General features: G+C 67.6%; 16 protein-coding genes. 6 read left to right on the forward strand and 10 right to left on the reverse strand.

Translation table 11 applies throughout. The features are described 5' to 3' along the window. Positions 1-172: 172 nt before the first annotated feature. Entirely contained in the window at positions 173-1663 is a 1491-nt protein-coding gene (locus tag F8M74_RS00350) for an MFS transporter (protein WP_141258011.1), read from the reverse strand. 206 nt (positions 1664-1869) lie between these two features. Between F8M74_RS00350 and F8M74_RS00355 the strand changes: the two genes are divergently transcribed. From F8M74_RS00355 to F8M74_RS00365, 3 genes are read left to right on the forward strand one after another with little or no spacing between them, the layout of a single operon-like run. Next, entirely contained in the window at positions 1870-2868 is a 999-nt protein-coding gene (locus tag F8M74_RS00355; RefSeq protein ID WP_141258012.1) for a polyprenyl synthetase family protein, read from the forward strand. Further along, positions 2865-3461: a GbsR/MarR family transcriptional regulator gene (locus F8M74_RS00360; RefSeq protein WP_141258013.1), complete on the forward strand. Its 597-nt coding sequence runs from the start codon at positions 2865-2867 to the stop codon at positions 3459-3461. The genes F8M74_RS00355 and F8M74_RS00360 overlap by 4 nt, the downstream gene beginning before the upstream one ends. 20 nt (positions 3462-3481) lie before the next feature. Then, positions 3482-4003, forward strand: coding sequence for a gamma-glutamylcyclotransferase (locus F8M74_RS00365; protein ID WP_141258014.1), 522 nt, complete (start codon positions 3482-3484; stop codon positions 4001-4003). Between the two features lie 204 nt (positions 4004-4207). Here the strand turns inward: F8M74_RS00365 and F8M74_RS00370 are convergent, their stop codons facing one another. From F8M74_RS00370 to F8M74_RS00390, 5 genes are all read right to left on the reverse strand, one after another. Continuing rightward, on the reverse strand, positions 4208-4417 hold the full coding sequence (locus F8M74_RS00370) for a hypothetical protein (protein WP_141258015.1): 210 nt from the start codon (positions 4415-4417) through the stop codon (positions 4208-4210). A 699-nt stretch (positions 4418-5116) separates the two neighbouring features. Next, on the reverse strand, positions 5117-7321 hold the full coding sequence (gene glgB / locus F8M74_RS00375; RefSeq protein ID WP_141258016.1) for a 1,4-alpha-glucan branching protein GlgB: 2205 nt from the start codon (positions 7319-7321) through the stop codon (positions 5117-5119). After that, the gene (locus F8M74_RS00380; RefSeq protein ID WP_141258017.1) at positions 7318-8652 is read right to left on the reverse strand and encodes a phosphotransferase; all 1335 of its coding nucleotides are present in this window, start codon (positions 8650-8652) and stop codon (positions 7318-7320) included. Before F8M74_RS00380 ends, glgB begins: the two co-directional genes overlap by 4 nt. Next, positions 8649-10304: a maltose alpha-D-glucosyltransferase gene (gene treS / locus F8M74_RS00385; RefSeq protein ID WP_141258018.1), complete on the reverse strand. Its 1656-nt coding sequence runs from the start codon at positions 10302-10304 to the stop codon at positions 8649-8651. Before treS ends, F8M74_RS00380 begins: the two co-directional genes overlap by 4 nt. A gap of 15 nt (positions 10305-10319) precedes the next feature. Further along, entirely contained in the window at positions 10320-12317 is a 1998-nt protein-coding gene (locus tag F8M74_RS00390; RefSeq protein WP_141258019.1) for an alpha-1,4-glucan--maltose-1-phosphate maltosyltransferase, read from the reverse strand. 220 nt (positions 12318-12537) lie between these two features. Between F8M74_RS00390 and F8M74_RS00395 the strand changes: the two genes are divergently transcribed. Continuing rightward, positions 12538-13137: a sigma-70 family RNA polymerase sigma factor gene (locus tag F8M74_RS00395; RefSeq protein WP_141258020.1), complete on the forward strand. Its 600-nt coding sequence runs from the start codon at positions 12538-12540 to the stop codon at positions 13135-13137. A 16-nt stretch (positions 13138-13153) separates the two neighbouring features. Here F8M74_RS00395 and F8M74_RS00400 read toward each other — a convergent pair whose 3' ends face one another. After that, positions 13154-13792, reverse strand: coding sequence for a pentapeptide repeat-containing protein (locus F8M74_RS00400; RefSeq protein ID WP_141258021.1), 639 nt, complete (start codon positions 13790-13792; stop codon positions 13154-13156). A 61-nt stretch (positions 13793-13853) separates the two neighbouring features. After that, complete coding sequence (locus F8M74_RS00405) at positions 13854-14210, reverse strand: hypothetical protein (protein ID WP_141258022.1); 357 nt, start codon at positions 14208-14210, stop codon at positions 13854-13856. A gap of 193 nt (positions 14211-14403) precedes the next feature. Here F8M74_RS00405 and F8M74_RS00410 point away from each other — a divergent pair, with 193 nt between their 5' ends. Both F8M74_RS00410 and F8M74_RS00415 read left to right on the forward strand, forming a co-directional pair. Next, positions 14404-15102, forward strand: a complete 699-nt coding sequence (locus F8M74_RS00410) for a hypothetical protein (RefSeq protein ID WP_141258023.1) — start codon at positions 14404-14406, stop codon at positions 15100-15102. Positions 15103-15113: 11 nt separating this feature from the next. Next, positions 15114-16073 carry a hypothetical protein gene (locus F8M74_RS00415; protein ID WP_141258024.1) on the forward strand — a complete coding sequence of 320 codons (960 nt, stop codon included), beginning with the start codon at positions 15114-15116 and terminating at the stop codon, positions 16071-16073. A gap of 163 nt (positions 16074-16236) precedes the next feature. On the opposite strand, the gene F8M74_RS00420 is transcribed toward F8M74_RS00415, so the two are convergent. Together F8M74_RS00420 and F8M74_RS00425 are read right to left on the reverse strand one after the other, a co-directional pair. Then, positions 16237-17166: a DUF4382 domain-containing protein gene (locus F8M74_RS00420; RefSeq protein ID WP_216619933.1), complete on the reverse strand. Its 930-nt coding sequence runs from the start codon at positions 17164-17166 to the stop codon at positions 16237-16239. A 135-nt stretch (positions 17167-17301) separates the two neighbouring features. Then, the coding region (locus F8M74_RS00425; RefSeq protein WP_301340232.1) for a helix-turn-helix domain-containing protein at positions 17302-17549 on the reverse strand (248 nt) is incomplete at its 5' end.

The raw sequence follows: 17549 nt of genomic DNA on the forward strand, positions 1-17549 counted from the left end.
GCACTGCGGGTTGACCGCGCTCCTCTAGGAGCTGCGGTGCTGGCATGGCAGAAATCACACTTTGAGTGAAAATAGCAAATCACCAGCTAATCTGGAATTCTGCGGTTTCGTGCGACGAATTTGCACAGTCCCGCAGTATGACAAGCAATGACGCTGTTACGTCTTTTGAATGTCAATCATCCAACGCGGCGCGGTGAGCAGGAATTGGCCGCGGGATCAGGCGCGACAGCAGCGCGCTCACGGAGCGCACGGGGTGGGCGCCGGGCTCGGGGATGCGCGCCGTCAACAGGGCCGCGCCCAGGCGGGCCACCGAGGACAGCACGAAGAGCACGTGCAGGTTCACCCAGACGTGGCCGCCCAGGGTGAACTGGGTGGGCAGGGCGGCGGCGATGGCGCCTCCCAGCGCGGCCGCGGCGGTATAGGCCAGGCCGCCGGCGGTGGCGAAGGCGGCCAGGTAGAAGGGGCGGTTCTTCCGGGGCGCGACCGTCAGGGGCAGCTCGAAGATGGCCAGGCCGTGGCCGCTCCACAGCGCCCCGGCGAGGAGGACGTCGAAGAGCAGGGGCCACAGCGCCCCCGCGGAGGGCACCAGCCACAGGGCGGGGATGGCGGCGATGCCCAGTGAGCACGCCATCAACACGGGCTGGGCGCCGCAGCGGTCAATCGCGCGGCCCCAGAGTGGCGCCGCCAGGATGCGCACGCCCGCCACCGCCGCGGCATGCAGCGCCATGATGACGAAGGTCATCTTGAGGTTCTGGAGGCTGTGCAGCGCGAAGAAGGGCGCGGACACCCCCACCGCCGCGTTCCAAGCCACCTGGTAGGTGAGCACCCGGCGCGCGTTGTCATCCTTGAAAGGGACCAGCGCGCCCTTGAGTTCCAGGGGCGGGGTGGTGCCCGGGGGCGCCGGGTCGTGCTGCGAGGCCATGAGCAGGGTGGTGACGATGCCCATGACGCACGCCCCCAACGCGAGCAGCGGCAGGGCCACGCCCACGCCGCCCGCGGGGCGCAGCCGGTCCATCAGGAGGCCCGCGCCCAGGGAGGCCAGCGTGCCCGCCAGCGTGGTGAGCGCGGTGCGGCGTCCGAAGAAGCGGCCCCGGACGGCGCGGGGCACCAGCTCCCCCATCCACGCCACCCAGGCGTTGTTGCCCACCACGCTCAACGCGGCGGAGACGCCGGCCACCGTCAGCAGCAGGCGCTGCTGGGATTCGAAGGGCAGATCCAGCCAGGGCAGCACCGCCAGGGGGAACATCACCACGCGGGACAGACACACGGCGGTGAGGGCCACGCGCCGGTGGCCGAAAAGGCCCGTCAGCCAGGCCGCGGGGAACTGCACGAACTGCGCGAAGAAGGGCAGGGCCGTCATCACGCCGACGAGGAAGGGTCCCAGCTTCAGCGCGATGGCCCAGGCGGTGAGCACCGTCGCGCCCGCGCACGCGGTGAAGACCTCCGAGAACATGCCCTCCACCACGGAGACGCCCAGCGTTCGGCGCAACCGTCCCTGGTGGGGGCGGACCATCGGTCCGGGGCCGTCCGCGGGCGGTGCGCCCAGGAGCGGCGCCGTCGAGCCGGGAAGGGACGCGCCGGGTCGGAACAGCGGAACCGCGGAAGCAAGGGAGGCGAAGCTGAAGCTGCGGAGGAACTGTCGACGGGAGGCTGCGCGGGTCACAGGTCCGCTCTCTGTCGCACGCTCCGCTGGGCCCTCTCAATCCACCCCCGGTGGGCCCCAGGGTGCTCGGCCGCTCTCCGGGCGGGAGCGGCGCGGCTGTCCCACATGCTCCGGCACCCGTTCGCGCCTGCCTGCTGGGCAGCGCTGGAATCAGGTGCAGTTCAAGCGGTCTTGAACTATATGAACGGACGAGGAGACGGCGCACTATGGATCTGGCTCGGGAGCTGACGGATTTTCTGGGGGCGGTGGAGCAGCGGCTTGGCAGCACCCTGGTGGATGGCGATGCCGGTCCGGACGTGAAGGGCGACACGCTGATGGAGGCGGCCCGCCACCTGTGCCTGGGCAGCGGCAGCAAGCGCGCGCGCCCCATGCTGGCGCGGCTGTTCGGCGGCGCGGTGGGTGTTCCGGCGGAGCGGCTGGTGGACGTGGCCGTGGCCGCGGAGCTCATCCATTCCGCCAGCCTGCTGCACGACGACGTGGTGGACGCGGGTATGTTCCGCCGGGGTCGGCCCACGGTGAACGCGCGCTGGGGCAACATCGTCGCGGTGATGAGCGGCGACCTCATCCTGTCCACGGGCCTGTACCAGCTGTCCCTGCTGGACGCGCGGCTGACGCGCAGCGCGCTGTCGGTCGTCTCCGAGATGACCCGCGCCGCCATCGCCGAGGTGGAGGCTCGCGGCGACCTGGACCTGCCGCTCAACCGGCTGCGCTTCATCGCCGAGGGCAAGACGGGCTCGCTGTTCGGCTGGTGTGGCAACGCGGCGGCGACGCTGGCGGAGCACCCCGAGGCGGTGGAACGTTTCGACGGCTTCGGGCGTCACCTGGGCGTGGCGTTCCAGATTGCCGACGACATTCGCGACATCCTCGGCACGGACGTGGGCAAGCCGCGTTACGCGGACGTGCACTCGCGCACGCCGTCCATGCCCATCCTCCTGGCGGTGGCCAAGGATGAGTCGCTGCGGCGCAAGCTGAAGGACGCGTGGGCGTTCTCGGCGATCACGCCAGATCGCACGAAGGAGATTGGCGCGGCCATTGAGGCCACGGGCGCTGTGGATGCCTCCATGGCGCGGATGAACGTCGAAATCGAGGCGGCGCTCGACAAGCTGGGCCACTTCGCCAAGGAGCCTGCGGGCGCGGAGCTGGTGAGCTGGGCGCGGAGGCTGTCGGCCGGCATCGCCGAACAAGTCCAGGGGCGCGCTGCATGAAAGGCTACCTGTGGACGGGGGGACCCGGTAGCTCTGCCTCGGAGGCGCCGCCAGCGGATGGCAGGCTGGCGCCCTGGGAAGCCATCGCAGTGGACGCGGTGGGCAATGTCATTGAGTTCTGGGGGTTCAAGCGCAACCAGGGTCGGGTCTGGGCCCTGCTGTACCTGCGCGGCGAGCCCCTGACGGCGGGAGAAATCGAGCGCGAGCTGGACCTGTCCAAGGGCGGGGTCTCCATGCTGCTGCGCGACTTGGAGCGCTGGGGCGTCATCCAGCGCGTGCGCCTGCCCCAGGACACCGTCTGGCGTTACGGCGCGGAGAACGACCTGGTCCGGATGGTGACGCACGTCATCGAGGAGCGCGAGGCGGGCTTCGTCGCGCGCATCCGCGCCGACCTGGCGGAGGCCCGGCGGCTGGCGGAGACCCAGTCGGGGCTGCCCCCGGACCGGCTTCAGCGACTGGAGAAGATGGCCACGCTGGCCGAGCACGTGGAGCGCGCGCTGCGGCTGTTCATCAAGACGTCTCGGCTGGATGTGTCCGGTGTGCTGTCCGTCTTCCGGGACGAGGCCACCGGGGCGCGCCGGGGCTCGAAGTAGTCTCAGTCAAAGGGGCGGACATGGATTCGCACTATGATCAGGTGATGAAGGCGCGTGCGGGCGCGGACCCGTCGGCCACGCGCCTGTACTTCGCGTACTCGACCATCCTGGACCGCGCCGCGTTCGAGGAGTGGCGGTCCCAGCACAGCTACGACTTCTTCGAGCTGCCCGAGGGGCGGCTGGCCGAGGCCGTGGATGTGGATCTGGTCTATGACTTCCCGTCGCGCTGGTGGGGTGGGCGCGTCGCGGGGCTGACGGATTCCGTGGGCCAGAAGGTGTACGGCCGCCTGTTCGAGATTCGCGGGCAGGACTGGCCCATCATCCAGCACAAGGAAGGCTTCGTGACGAGCATGTGCGTGGAGCGGCCGGTGCGCGTGCGCGTGGATGGGCAGGAACTGGAGGCCACGGCGTTCGTCACGAACCCGCGGCGTGCGTCGGCGGACGGCCCGGTCAGCACCCGTTTCGTGGACGCGCTCGTGCGAGGTGCCCAGGCCGCGGGCCTGCCAGCGGCCTACGTGGAGCGGCTGAAGCGCGGCGAGTAGCCCACGAGGGCGTTCCGTAAGCCCTCGGACAAGATCCAGCGTGGTGCCTTCCCTCCGCGCTGGGAGTGCCCAGCTTGGGCGGTGCGTATGTTCTTCTTCTTCTCGAACCGGCTCGGCTGTGTCGGCAGCATCCTGGTATCCATCGCCCTGAGCGCGGTGCTCTACTTCCTGTTCATGCGTTGAGGCCCAGCCCCTGGGCTTGGTTCACGGCTTGCCGTGCCACAGGTCGTCCGAGTCCTCGGAGTCCAGTGGATGGATGGTGATCTCGCGCCCGTCCTTGTCGGGCGTGCTGCGCACCGCCTCCGTCTCGTCCGGCGTTCGAGGCGCCCGCTCCGAGAAGTTGTCGTTCTGGAGGTGGCGCTGACGCTGCTCACTGGTCCCCCCGTACCCCTCGATGATCTTCTTCTTCGTCATCCCCGTCCTCCTGGTGAGTCGTTCGCCCAGAAGTAGGCTGGGGTCGGATGGAGGAGGGAGCAAGCGGCACGGCCTGCTCGCTTGGTGTGCGAGCGATGTATCGGAGCTTAGCGGGGCAGTGCCTACATGAACGAACCATCAGGTGTTTCAGGACGCCCTGAGGGCTTCGTTCCTACATGAACATCAGGACAGGGGGCTCAACGTAGCTGATCGGGACAGATTGCCTGTCTGGATGTTCAGTGGGGCGTGCGGTGGTTTGTCGAGCCATGCCTACATGACAGCGCGTTCAGTGCCGCGTATTGGCCTGATCGCGGCTTGGGGCTGGTTGGATGTTCAGTGATTCGAGCACCGTTCGAAGTGTCAATGCCTACATGATTGTCCGTTCAGCGGTTCTGCATGGCTGATCGCCGTTTTCGGACTGCCTGGATGTTCAGTGGTTTTTGGCACCCCGTGCGTCGAATCCCACGGGCCTGCCCGTTCAGTGCCTGGCTGGTTCTTATTTACTGGTTGGATGTTCAGTGGTTTCAATGCCCTTTGATGGGTTGCGTGTATGGGTTTGTTTGTGATTGATGATTGTCTTTGCTGTTGTTTTGCATTGCAGCACGCAATGGGTGCCGTGGACCACCACGGCTCTACGAGGAGCGAGCAGGGGAGTCCACGGTGATGCTGTCGTGAACGCCCCTGTGTCGAGGGATTGACTCAGCCCGGCGTGAACCACAACACGGACAGCGGGGGCAGGGTGAGGGTGGCCGAAGCCGGCTGGCCATCCCAGCCCGTGGGCTCGGTGTGAATCTGGCCCATGTTGCCCAGGTTGGAGCCGCCGTACTGCTCGGCGTCCGTGTTGAGCAACTCCACGTAGCGGCCCTGGAACGGGAAGCCCACGCGGTAGTTCTCCCGCACCGTTGGCGACAGGTTGGCGATACACACCACATGCCGTCCTGGCTGACGCGCGCGCCGCACGAACGCGAACACGTTGTACGCGGCCGAGTCCGGCTGGAGCCACTGGAAGCCCATGGGCTCGCCGTCCGCGTCGTGAAGCGCGGGCATGTCCCGGTAGATGCGGTTCAGGTCCGAAACCAGCTGAAGGATGCCGTGGTGCCCCGGGTCGTGCGTCAGGTGCCAGTCCAGGCTCTTGTCGTGGTTCCACTCGGCCGGCTGGCCGAACTCGCCGCCCATGAAGACGAGCTTCTTGCCCGGGTGCGCCCACATCCACGCGAACAGGGCGCGCAGGTTGGCGCGCTTCTGCCACGGGTCACCCGGCATGCGCCCGTACAGGCTGCCCTTGCCATGCACCACCTCGTCATGGCTCAGCGGCAGCATGAACTGCTCGCTGAACGCGTACAGCAGGCCGAAGGTGAGCTGGTTGTGGTGGTACTGCCGGTAGATGGGGTCCTTGGAGAAGTACGACAGCGTGTCGTGCATCCACCCCATGTTCCACTTGTAGTCGAACCCCAGGCCGCCTTCGGACACTGGCGCGGACACCTTGGGCCAGGCCGTGGACTCCTCGGCGATGACGACGACGCCCGGATGCTTGCGGTGGACCGTTTCGTTCAGCTCGCGCAGGAAATGGATGGCCTCTTCGTTCTCCCGGCCGCCCCAGCGGTTGGGAATCCACTCGCCCTGCTTGCGGCTGTAGTCGAGGTAGAGCATCGACGCCACCGCGTCCACGCGCAGTCCGTCGATGTGGTACTCCTCGATCCAGAACAACGCGTTGGCGATGAGGAAGTTGCGCACCTCGTTGCGGCCGAAGTTGAAGACCAGCGTGCCCCAGTCCGGCTGCGCGCCCTTGCGCGGGTCAGCATGCTCATACAGGGCCGTGCCGTCGAACTGTCCCAGGGCGTGCAGGTCGCGCGGGAAGTGTCCGGGCACCCAGTCCACAAGCACCCCGATGCCTTCCTGGTGCATGTGGTCGATGAAGAAGCGCAGGTCATCCGGGTGGCCGAAGCGCGCCGTGGGAGCGTAGTAGCCACCAACCTGGTAGCCCCAGGAGCCACCGTAGGGGTGCTCGGCCACGGGGAGCAGCTCGATGTGGGTGAAGCCGGTGAACTTGATGTACTCGGCCAGCGCCGGGGCCAGCTCCCGGTACGTCATGGGCCGGTCGCCGTCCTCCACCACCCGGCGCCAACTGCCCAGGTGGACCTCGTACACGCTCCACGGCTGGTGATGGACGTCCCGCCGCTGCGCGCGTTGCTCCAGCCACGCCGCGTCGCCCCAGGTGTAGCGCGCCAGGTCGTGCACCACGGAGGCCGTGGCGGGGGGGACCTCGGTACGGAAGGCGAACGGGTCCGCCTTGAGGACGTTGGGCCCGCCCTGGCCGGGGCGAATCTCGAACTTGTACCGGGTGCCTTCGCCCACCTCGGGGACGAAGAGCTCCCAGATGCCGGAGGAGCCCATGCGGCGCATGGAGTGCAGCCGACCGTCCCATCCGTTGAAGTCACCGACCACGGACACGCCCGCCGCCGTGGGGGCCCACACCGCGAACGAGGTGCCGCGCACGCCGTTGTGGTGCAGCAGGTGCGCGCCCATGCGCTCCCAGAGGCGCTCGTGGCGGCCTTCACCGGCGTAATACAGGTCCATCTCCCCCAGGGTGGGGAGGAAGCTGTACGGGTCGCGAATCGTGAAGACGCGCTTGCCGGGGTACTCCACTTCCAGCAAGTAGTTGAACGTCTGGTCCTTGCCGTTGATGCGGGCCTCATAGACGCCGCCCAGCCGGTGCGTCATCGCGACGCGACCGCCGGATTCTGGCAGCACGTGGATGGCCACGGCGTCCGGGCGGAATGCGCGAATCACCACGCCATCCCCATCCGGGTGGATGCCCAGGACAGAGTGTGGCTCCGGATGCCTCAGCTCCACGACGCGCTGAAGCTCCGCGTCGACCTGGGCCTTGTCGGCTGGCTTCCTCACTTGGATGCCTCCATACGCAAGAGGGCCTGGACGGGGATGCGCACCCAGTCGGGCCGGTTCTGCATTTCGTATCGGACTTCGTAGAGGAGTTTCTCCAGCTCGAACGCACGCAGCATCACGTCGAAGGTGTCCTCATCCGTGGGCAGGAAGGGCGCGCCGCGCGTCACCTGCCGATAACCTTCCACGAAGGCGTCGCGGATGGTGTTCATGCGCTCGTGGGGCGTGCCGCCCTCCAGCGCAACCGTCGCCTCCGCGTAGTCGAACGAGCGGATCATCCCCGCCACGTCGCGCAGCGCGCTGTACTTCTCCCGGCGGGTGGTGAAGGAGCGCGCGGGCTCGCCTTCGAAGTCGAAGATGATCCACTGGTTGTTGGCGCGCAGCACCTGACCCAGGTGGAGGTCGCCGTGGATGCGAATCTTCTGGCCGGAGGGCGGCACCTGCGCCAGGCGCTTCGCGTACTCGATGAGGTCCTCGCGCCGGTTCTCCAGTTCCGGATACTGCCGGCTGGCGTCCGCCAGCGTCACGCCCAGCTCCCCGACGATGGAGGCGCTCCAGCGCTGGAGGTCCTCTTGCAGCAGCGGCTCCGGCGTGAAGGCCGGGTCTTCGTCGGTCGCCGAGGCGAACGCCAGGTGGAGATCGCCCAGACGCGAGCCCAGATTGCGCATCTCCGACTGGAAGCGCTCACCCACGGCGCGCTCCTGGCGCAGCCGGTCCAGCGTGTACTTCCAGCCGTCCGTCGCGTCCGGCACGAAGCGGTGGGCCACCGCGAGCGTCGCGCCCGCCGCCCCTTCCAGATGCAGCGCGCCCACCAACGTGGGCGTGGCGCGGAACGACGTCTTGGTCGCGAGGAATCGGCCCACCTCATGCTCCGGGTTCACGCCGGCCTCCAGCTTGCGGATGATCTTCAGGATGACCTTCTCACCCAGCACCACCGAGGTGTTGCTCTGCTCCACCTGCAGCCGCCGCACCTCCGGTGACGCGGGGAGCGCGAGCAAGCCGTCCTGACTGCCAATCCATTCGCCTTGCACGCGGCCGGACGCGGACGCCACCTGGCCTTCGGTTCGGATGAGGTCGAAGAGGCCGCGCAGGCATTCGTCGCTCTCCAGCGCGTCCCGCACGCCTTCCGTGGAGGGATGCACAGGCAACAGGTAGCGCTCCGGACTGCCCAGTTCGTAGATGACCTCCACCACGGCGAGGCTGAAGGAGCAACCGGCCGATTCGACGGTGGCGTGGTCCATCACCGTGACGTGCTTGATGGGCCAGGCCTTGCCGCTGAACCAGCGCTGGTGCTTGAGGTAGTCAGGGAGCTTGGTCAAGTCGAGGGTCGTCATTCGAGGCTCCTCACCTGCTGGGACCTGTCCAGCCGGAACCACAGGAACATGAAGGGGCCCATGGAGAGCTGATACGGCAGCTCACTCACCCGCGGGAAGGGGGTTTCTCCAATCAGTTCCACCGGCACAGCGCCCTCCCACTCACACATGTCGAGCACCGCGGGCTGGGCGAAGCGTGACAGGTTGCACACCACCAGAACCGTCTGGCCCTCCCATTCACGGATGAAGGCCAGCACCTTGCGATTGTCCGTCTGGAGGAAGCGCAGGTTCCCCAACGAGAAGACGGGGTAGCGCTGGCGGATGCGAATCATCCGCTTCACCCAGTGCAGGAGGCTGGACTTCACCCGCTCCTGCGCTTCCACGTTGATGGACTGATAACCGTACACCGGGTCGGCGATGACGGGCGCATACAGGCGTGCGTAATCCGCGCGGCTGAAGCCCGCGTTGCGGTCTCCCGTCCATTGCATGGGCGTGCGCACGCCGTTGCGGTCGCCGAGGTAGATGTTGTCGCCCATGCCAATCTCGTCGCCGTAATAGAGGACGGGTGTGCCGGGCAGGGTGAAGAGCAGGCTGTGCATCAGCTCGATGCGCCGGCGGCCGTTGTCCATCAGTGGCGCCAGCCGGCGGCGGATGCCCAGATTGATGCGCATGCGCGGGTCGGTGGCGTATTCCCGGTACATGTAGTCCCGGTCCTCGTCCGTCACCATCTCGAGCGTCAGCTCGTCATGGTTGCGCAGGAAGATGGCCCACTGGCAGTTGTCCGGGATGTCCGGCGTCTGCTGCATGATTTCGACGATGGGCGTGCGGTCCTCGCGGCGCACCGCCATGAAGAGGCGGGGCATCACCGGGAAGTGGAAGCCCATGTGGAACTCATCGCCGTCGCCGAAGTACACGCGCACGTCGGCGGGCCATTGGTTCGCCTCCGCCAGAAGCATCTTCCCCTTGTATTCGGAGTCGATGGTCTTCCGCAGGCGCTTGAGGAAGGCGTGCGTCTCCGGAAGGTTCTCGCAGTTGGTGCCTTCGCGCTCGAAGAGGTAGGGCACGGCGTCGCAACGGAACCCGTCCACGCCCATGTTGAGCCAGAAGCGCATGACGTCCAGCATGGCTTCCTGCACTTCGGGGTTGTCGTAGTTGAGGTCCGGCTGGTGGCTGAAGAAGCGGTGCCAGAAGTACTGCTTGGCCACCGGGTCCCACGTCCAGTTGGAGCGCTCCGTGTCCAGGAAGATGATGCGCGCGCCCTTGTACTGTTCGTCGGTGTCGCTCCAGACGTACCAGTTGCGCTTGGGGCTGTTGGGGTCGCTGCGCGCTTCCTGGAACCAGGGGTGCTGGTCACTGGTGTGGTTCACCACCAGCTCGGTGATGACGCGGATGTCACGCTTGTGCGCTTCATCCACCAGCCGCTGGAAGTCCGCGAGCGTGCCGTAGTCCGGGTGGACGCCGTAGAAGTCCGCGATGTCGTAGCCGTCGTCGCGGAGCGGCGAAGGGTAGTGGGGCAGCAACCAGAGGCAGTTGATGCCCAGGTCCTGGAGGTACGGAAGCTTTTCAATCAGACCGGGGATGTCCCCGTGGCCGTCGCCGTTGGAGTCATGGAAGGCACGAAGGTGCAGCTCGTAGATAAGGGCTTTCTTGTACCAGAGGGGATCCAGGTCCATACGCCTCTCGGGTTGTCACTCGTAGTAGTCGAACGCGTTCTCAGTGCGGCGGAACCGGTGAACGGCCCAGAGGGCCGCGGGCTGATCGGGCGTCAGGCGCACCTGCACGTCGGGACCCTGCCATAGCGAGCGCTGGTCCGACATCAACTCGTGCACCTGGTACGTCTCGTCGGGGCGCGCGCCCAGCCACTCCAGTGGCACGTGCAGCAGCGCCTCCTGGGCGGCATACGGGTCCAGGCTCACCGCCATCAACACCACGCTGCCGCCGTCTGGCGTGCGCTTGCCGTAGAAGAGGACGCGGTCGTTGTTCGACGAGAAGAAGCGCAGCGTCCCGTACTGATGCAGCGCGGGGTGCGTGCGGCGCGCGGCGTTGAGGCGCGCAATCCAATCCCGGATGTTGCCCGGCCGGTCCAGGTCCCACGCGACCAACTGGTACTTCTCCGAATCGGTGTACTCCTCCTTGCCCGGGATGGGGCGGCCCTCGCACAGCTCGTAGCCGCAGTACATGCCCCACACGGAAGAGAGCGTGCCGGCGAGCGCCGCGCGCAGTCGGAAGGCACCGGGCCCCGCGTTCTGGAGGAACTCCGGGAGGATGTCCGGCGTATTGGGCCAGAGGTTGCCGCGGAAGTAGTCGGACACCGGCGGCTGGGTGATTTCCTCCAGGTACTCCTGGAGCTCGCCCTTGAAGTTGCGCCAGGTGAAGTAGGTGTACGATTGGGTGAAGCCCACCTTGCCCAGGGCCTTCATCACCTTGGGACGGGTGAATGCCTCGGACAGGAAGAGGACCTGCGGATGGGCTTCCTGCACGCGTCGGATGAGCCAGGCCCAGAATTGCGTGGGCTTGGTGTGTGGGTTGTCCACGCGGAACGTGTTCACCCCTTGCTTCACCCAGTGGAGGACGACGGATTCCAGCTCCGCCCAGAGCGACTCACGGGCGGGGCCCATCCAGTCGAAGTTGACGATGTCCTCGTAGCGCTTGGGCGGGTTCTCCGCCGTCTTGATGGTGCCGTCCGGCCGGTGCTGGAACCACTCCGGATGCTCCTTCACGTACGGGTGGTCCGGCGAGCACTGGAAGGCCAGGTCCAGCGCCACCTCGATGCCGTGTGCCTGCGCCGTCTCCACGAAGTGCCGGAAGTCCTCCAACGTCCCCAGCTTCGGGTGCACGGCCTTGTGGCCGCCTTCCGAGGCGCCAATGGCCCAGGGGCTGCCCACGTCGTCGGCCGCCGCGGTGAGGCTGTTGTTCTTGCCCTTGCGCGCCGTGCGGCCAATGGGGTGGATGGGCGGGAGGTAGACGGTGTCGAAGCCGAGCTGCTGGATGTACGGCAGCCAGCCTTCCGCGTCCCGGAAGGTGGCGTGGGTGACGCCGTCGCGCTTCGCCGAACGCGGGAAGAACTCGTACCACGCGCTGAAGCGGGCCTTCTCCCGGTCCGCGAAGACCTCCAACACCTTGTCGTAGCGGCGGGCCAGTGAACGGTCCGGATGGACCGAGGCCACGTCGGCCAGCTCGGGTGCCAGGGCCACGGCGAGGAGGTCAGGGGAGGGGGCTTGTCGCAGCCGGACAGCCGCTTCGGTCAGCACCCGAGCGTCGTCCATCTGCTTCGCCGTGCGGGCTCGGGCAGCGGCGCCTTCCAACAGGGCGGCGCCTTCCAGCAGCTCGCTGCGCACGTCGCGGCCCGCGTCGACCTTGCGCTTCAGCTCGGACGTCCAGGTCCGGAAGAGGTCTGGCCAGGCTTCAATCGTGTATTCGTAGCGGCCGTTCCGAGCGAGGGGGAATTCGCCTTCCCACCGGTCATTGCCGAGGAAGCGCATGGGCACTTCCTCCCAGTCGGTCTGCTGGAACCTTGGCGTCACCTGGCGCCAGCGGATGACGGCGACGAGGACGTCATGGCCTTCCTTGAAGACATCGGCCTTGACGGTGCACCGCTCCCCCACGACGCGCTTCACGGCGTGACGTCCAGCGTCCAGCTCGGGGCTGACTCCCTCGATGAATACGCTTCCGAGTCGTTCAGTCATGGTGGCTGGCGGCCCTTATAGGTCTTGGGTTGTGATTGCCTCGCGGCGAATCGCGGCTGTTGTCGATGCTGGACGCCTTCCTCGCCAGCCGCGTTGGCTCGTCAACGTTAAGGATGGGGGCGGGCACTGCCCACCCTGGAAGGCACAGCGCGCCCGGGTGCCCGCCTGCTGATACTTGAAGCTGGGAACTGCCCTGCCGTTTGAGCTATCCGGGACGAACATGGCGCCTCCTTCCTCCGCTGTGCCCCGAGCAAGCGACCCAGCGCTGGACCAGGCCCTCCTCCGGCAAGTCGCCATGGGAAGCCCGCAGGCCATGCGCGACGTCTACGCGCGCTGCGGCGGACGGTGTTTCGCCATCGCGTTGCGGTTGCTACCCACCCACGCTGACGCGGAAGAGGTGTTGCAGGAGGCCTTCCTGGAGGTCTGGCGGCGCGCCCGAGAGTTCAATCCAGAACGCGGCGGCCTGGAGGCCTGGGTGACGACGATTGTGCGCACGCGCGCCATCGACCGGCTGCGGGCGCAGGGAACGGCGGCCCGCGTGGTGGAGGGGGCCGTGCAGCAGGAGCCTCCGGTCAGCGCCGCGCCCGCCGCGCCGGACGAAGCGGTCGGCCAGGGGGAGGCTCGTGCTCGCGTGGTGGCGGCGCTGGCCCAGCTTCCTCCGGAGCAGCGGGCGGTGGTGGAGCTTGCCTACTTCGAAGGACTCTCCCAGCGGGAGATTGCCGAGCGCACCGGAGACCCATTGGGCACGGTGAAGACCCGTGCGCGGCTCGCGTTGGAGAAGCTGGGGGCGTTGTTGGAGATGCTGCGCCCCCACGCCTAGCCCCAATGCCGGTCAGTCAGGAACGGCCCTTCTTGCGCTCCGTCTTCGCCTTCGGGCCCTCACCGTAGCCTGACACCACGAGCCCGAGCGTCTGTACGAAGTTCACCGCGGCCTCCACGGGGATGCGCGTGGCCTTCACCCGGTTGCGCGCGGGGTCGATGAACACGCCCTGCGCGGTTCCGAAGTCCGCCTTCGTGAGCGTGCAGCCGCGGAAGTTGCTGCCGGTGATGTCCGAATCGCTGAAGTCCGACTCGGAAAGGTCCGTGTCGATGAAGTTCATCTCCAGCGCCGTGCAGCGCAGGAACGCCGTCTTCCGCAGGCTGAGCCCCGCGAAGGTGCAGTAGCGCAGGTTGGAGCCGTCGAAGGTGACTTCGGGGAAGGTGCCCACGTCCGTCCAGTCGATGCCCATCAGCTTGGAGCTTTCGAAGCGCACGTCGCGCAGTGACGTCTCCGTGAACCGGGCTCGCGTGAGGTCGCAACCGGTGAAGACACAGGACTCCATCCGAGTCCTCGTCCAGCGGCTTTCCTGCAGGGTGCAGTTGAGGAACGTGCAGCGGTAGAACTCCTTCCCGCCCAGGTCCGTCTCCTGGAGGTTCAGGTCGGCGAAGGTTTCGTTCTCGAAACTGTCTTCTTCGTGGATGCGCTGGGAGGCCATGGCGGGCCCGTCACTAACGCCCGATGGCGCTCGCTGGCCAAGTCATTTCGCTCCGGACTCTCTATCCATGACGGACGGTGAAGGCCGCCAGCAGGGGCCCCGCAAGGCGGGTGTTCGCGGGAGATGTCGGCCCTCCTTCGGGAAGCTGCGTGAGGAGCGCTTCCAAGGCGGGCTTCATCTCCTCGAAGGCGGCGGTGGCCGCCGCCGCGTTGTCGAAGAAGCGGTGGTACAGGAGCCAGCCGGTGACGGAGCAGGCGATGGCGTGGAAGGAGCGGGTGTCATCCAACTCGTAGGTGAGCCGCGCCAGGCCGCCGAAGTCCTCATCCCGCGCGATGGTGCCGCCCTGGGTCCCCATCCACCCGATGGAGCCCCCATCTTCATACGGCCGCCACGCCGCGTCTTCCGCACGTCCCACCATCCACCCCTTGCAAGGAAACCGGCGCCATCATGCGCGGCCCGGGGCGGACGCTCCAGGACTCCGAGGTCTCCGATTCGTCAGGAGGTGGACGTCGGTTCGGCGCGGCGAAGGTAGGGAAGGGGAGCACGCCGCTGTTCACGGAACAGTTGAGGCGGGACGGTTTGTGCGCGGCGAGGCGTCGTCCTAACCTGCCATGTCCATGAAGGCGATCCTCGTCTCCCTTTTCCTGTTGGGCTCGGCGCCGGACTCCAGCGCGCCAGCGATTCCGCCCGAAGCGCTCGCGGCGCCCCCTGTCGCGGATGAGTCCCCCACCGCGTGGTCCTGCACCGTGGACACCCTTCGTGCTGGGAAGGAATGCGTGTTCGAGGCGGACCTGTCCGCGGGCGCGCCCAGCGATTCGCAAGACGCGTCCAACAAGAAGCTCCTCCAGGACGTGGCCCGCGCGCTGTGCACGGAGGCGGTGGGCAACATCCGCGAGGGCCGCCCGGACGCGACGCTCACCGCGCTTTGCGAGCGGCGCTACATCACCGCCGTGGACCAGTGCGGACTGGAAGGCACGTCGTTCGTGGTGGACGCCAAGGGCCGCTTCGCTCCCGGCGCTCGGTCCTGCTACCGCGCGCTGGCCAACGTCCTTCAAGAGGTGCAGTTCATGGCCACGGTGGCCTCGCCGTGCTGCGAGTGCGCCGCCCGCGCCAACTGCCCGGGCACCGCGGACCGCTGCTATGCCGAGGTCGCCCAGCAGGCCACCGCGCCCCAGATGCAGGCGTGCCTGAGTGATAGGTGTGCGGATGCGTGCTCCGTCGTGCTGCCGCTGCCTCGCTCCGGAGCGCACCCCGCGCCCACCGTCCAGCAGCGCAACCGTTCCGCCAGCCCTGGCTCCGCTTCCCTCTAGGAGTTCCGCCCATGCGCCGTCCTTCCTGGAAGCTGTCCACCTGGGCCCTGATGGGCACGTTCGCCGCCGGCTGCGGCGCCTCGCATTCCCACGTGACGTGGTCGGAGGACGCGCCTCACGCGAAGGAGGAGGTGTTCGTCGCCAAACCTCCGCCTGAGCCGCCCGCGCCCAGCCCCACCTCGGACCCCAAGGCGTTCGCCGCCCGGTACGCCAACCCGGCCGTGTGTGAAGCCGCCGCGCGGCGCATCCAGGGCGCTTCGCGGGATGAGGCGTGGGATGGCCTGAAGGCCTGCATCGAGCACACGCCCTTCACCCAGCTCAACGCACTGCTGGGCCGCGCCTGGGCGCAGGACCTGAGCGTGCGTCCCGAAGGCGCGAAGCTCATTGCCCGCGTGGTGGCCCAGCGCGGTGGCAGCGTGACGGGCGAGCTGCGCTACCTCCAGGAGAAGCAGATCCCCATCTTCTCGTTGGCCTCCGCCATGGACCGGCCGGACACGTACAAGGGCCGCTACGTGCTGCTGCGCGCGCAGGTCGCGGACCAGCGCTCGGAAGGTGAGCGCCCCACGGTGTGGTTGGTGGAGCAGGCCCTCAGCTCCGTCCAGACGGACGAGGTCGTGGGCTATGGCGAGCGCATCGACTCCGTCACCACGTACTCGGGTGACCTGGCCGGGCAGTCCGTGCTCACGGGGCCGGGGCGGGTCGGGGGCACGGTGAGCACGTCCGAGCGCTCCGGCCGCAACACCACGCGGCGCTTCGTGGAGAACATCTCCGACGAGACGGGCCGCGAGGCACTCGGCCGTCTGGCGAGCGCCGACCCGTTCCTGGAGACCCGGCGCGACTACGTCATCCTCGCGCGCTTCGACGGTGTCCGCCTCACGTCGGGCGGCGCGGAGACGGATGACGAAGCGCCGCGCATCCCGGTGCTGACCATCGTCAGCTACCACGCGCCGCAGGCGCTCGTCGTCTACTGAGCGGCCTTCGACGCGGACTCGTCGCGGAAGGTCGGCGGCGTGCGCACTCGGTGCCTTGGTGACACAGAAAAAAACGAGGCGCCGGGACACTTGCCCCGACGCCTCGCCCTGGGAACCGACCCCGCGCCAGTCCCCACGTAACCGTGTGCAGGTCGCGCCCGCGCTACTGCTGGGTCGCACCCGTAATCGTGAAGTGATTCGCCACGTCGCGGCCCGAACCCACTTCCACCGTCACCGGATGGTCGGGCGCGGTGGAGGCGCTGACGAAGGAGGGCGGCTCGAGGTGCACCGTGAAGGTGCCCGGAATGAGGAACTTGAAGACCGCCTCGTAGGTGCCGTCGCCGTCCTCGTCGGTCAGCGCCAGCCGCTCACTGCTGCCCGCCTCGTTCGTCATCACCGCGTTGAAGTCGCCCAGCGTCACCTGGTGGCCGTCCACCACGGGCAGGGTCACCGTGGCGGCCGTGTTCGCCGTCACGCGGATGCTGCCGGAGGCCGTCACCTCGGCGGACTTGATGACCGGATGCATCACCCACTTGCCCGAGTTACCCGCTTCCTTGCCAAAGCTCTGGCCGACGTCGAAGTCCACGAGCAGCACCTTCTGCTCGCCTTCGATGGTCAGCTTCTCGGAGAACTTCACCTTCAGCCCGGACGTGCCGAAGCTGGGCATGTGAAGTTGGCCGCCCACCTGCGTGCCCGCGGGCAGGCCGGAGTAGTCGGCGGACGACGCGAACACGGTCGACACGCCGTTCTCATTCGCCACCTCGATGTAGCCACCGGTGATGACGAAGCGAAGCTCGGAGTAGTCGCCATTGGGGACCACCGCGTCAGACACCAGTTCGGACGTGGAGTTGGCGAGCTCCAGCAAGCTCACGGTGACGGGGGTATCGCGCAGCACCACGCGGCCACCTTTTCCGTCGCCTCCCTGCAGATAGATTTCGGAGATGGTGACGACAGCGGTGCGGATGTCGTCTCCCGGTGCGTCGGTCAGAAGCAGGGTGACCTTGCCCTCGTTGCCGCCACACGCCATCAGCGGGAGCAGGGCGATGGGTAGCAGGGCCAGCAGGGTCGAGCGTAGGCGCGAGCGAAGAGTCATGGTCGGCACGTCCCGGAATAGGGCCCGCTGAAATACCGGGCCGTTCGACACGTAATGACCCGGCCCGGAAACATCCGGCCACGCGACCCTGTAGATGTCGCCGCGAAAGCAGGGGGCCCGGAGGCCCACACCCACTTACGCCGGTGACGTGTCCAAGCCGTGCTTGCGCAGCAGCTTGCGCAGGTACACGCGGTCGATGCCCGCCTCGCGGGCCGCGCGGGACACGTTGCCCTCGCAGCGGTCGATGAGGGCGCGCAGGTAGTCGCGCTCGAAGCCTTCGATGATGCGGTCCTTGGCTTCCTTGAAGGGGAGGTCCAGGGAGATGGGGCGCGTGCTCTCCGGGTCGTCCGAAGGCGGCGGCAGGGTGGTGGGGTCCTCGGGGG

The organism is Myxococcus sp. CA023 (assembly GCF_010998615.1).
Classification (GTDB): Bacteria; Myxococcota; Myxococcia; order Myxococcales; family Myxococcaceae; genus Myxococcus.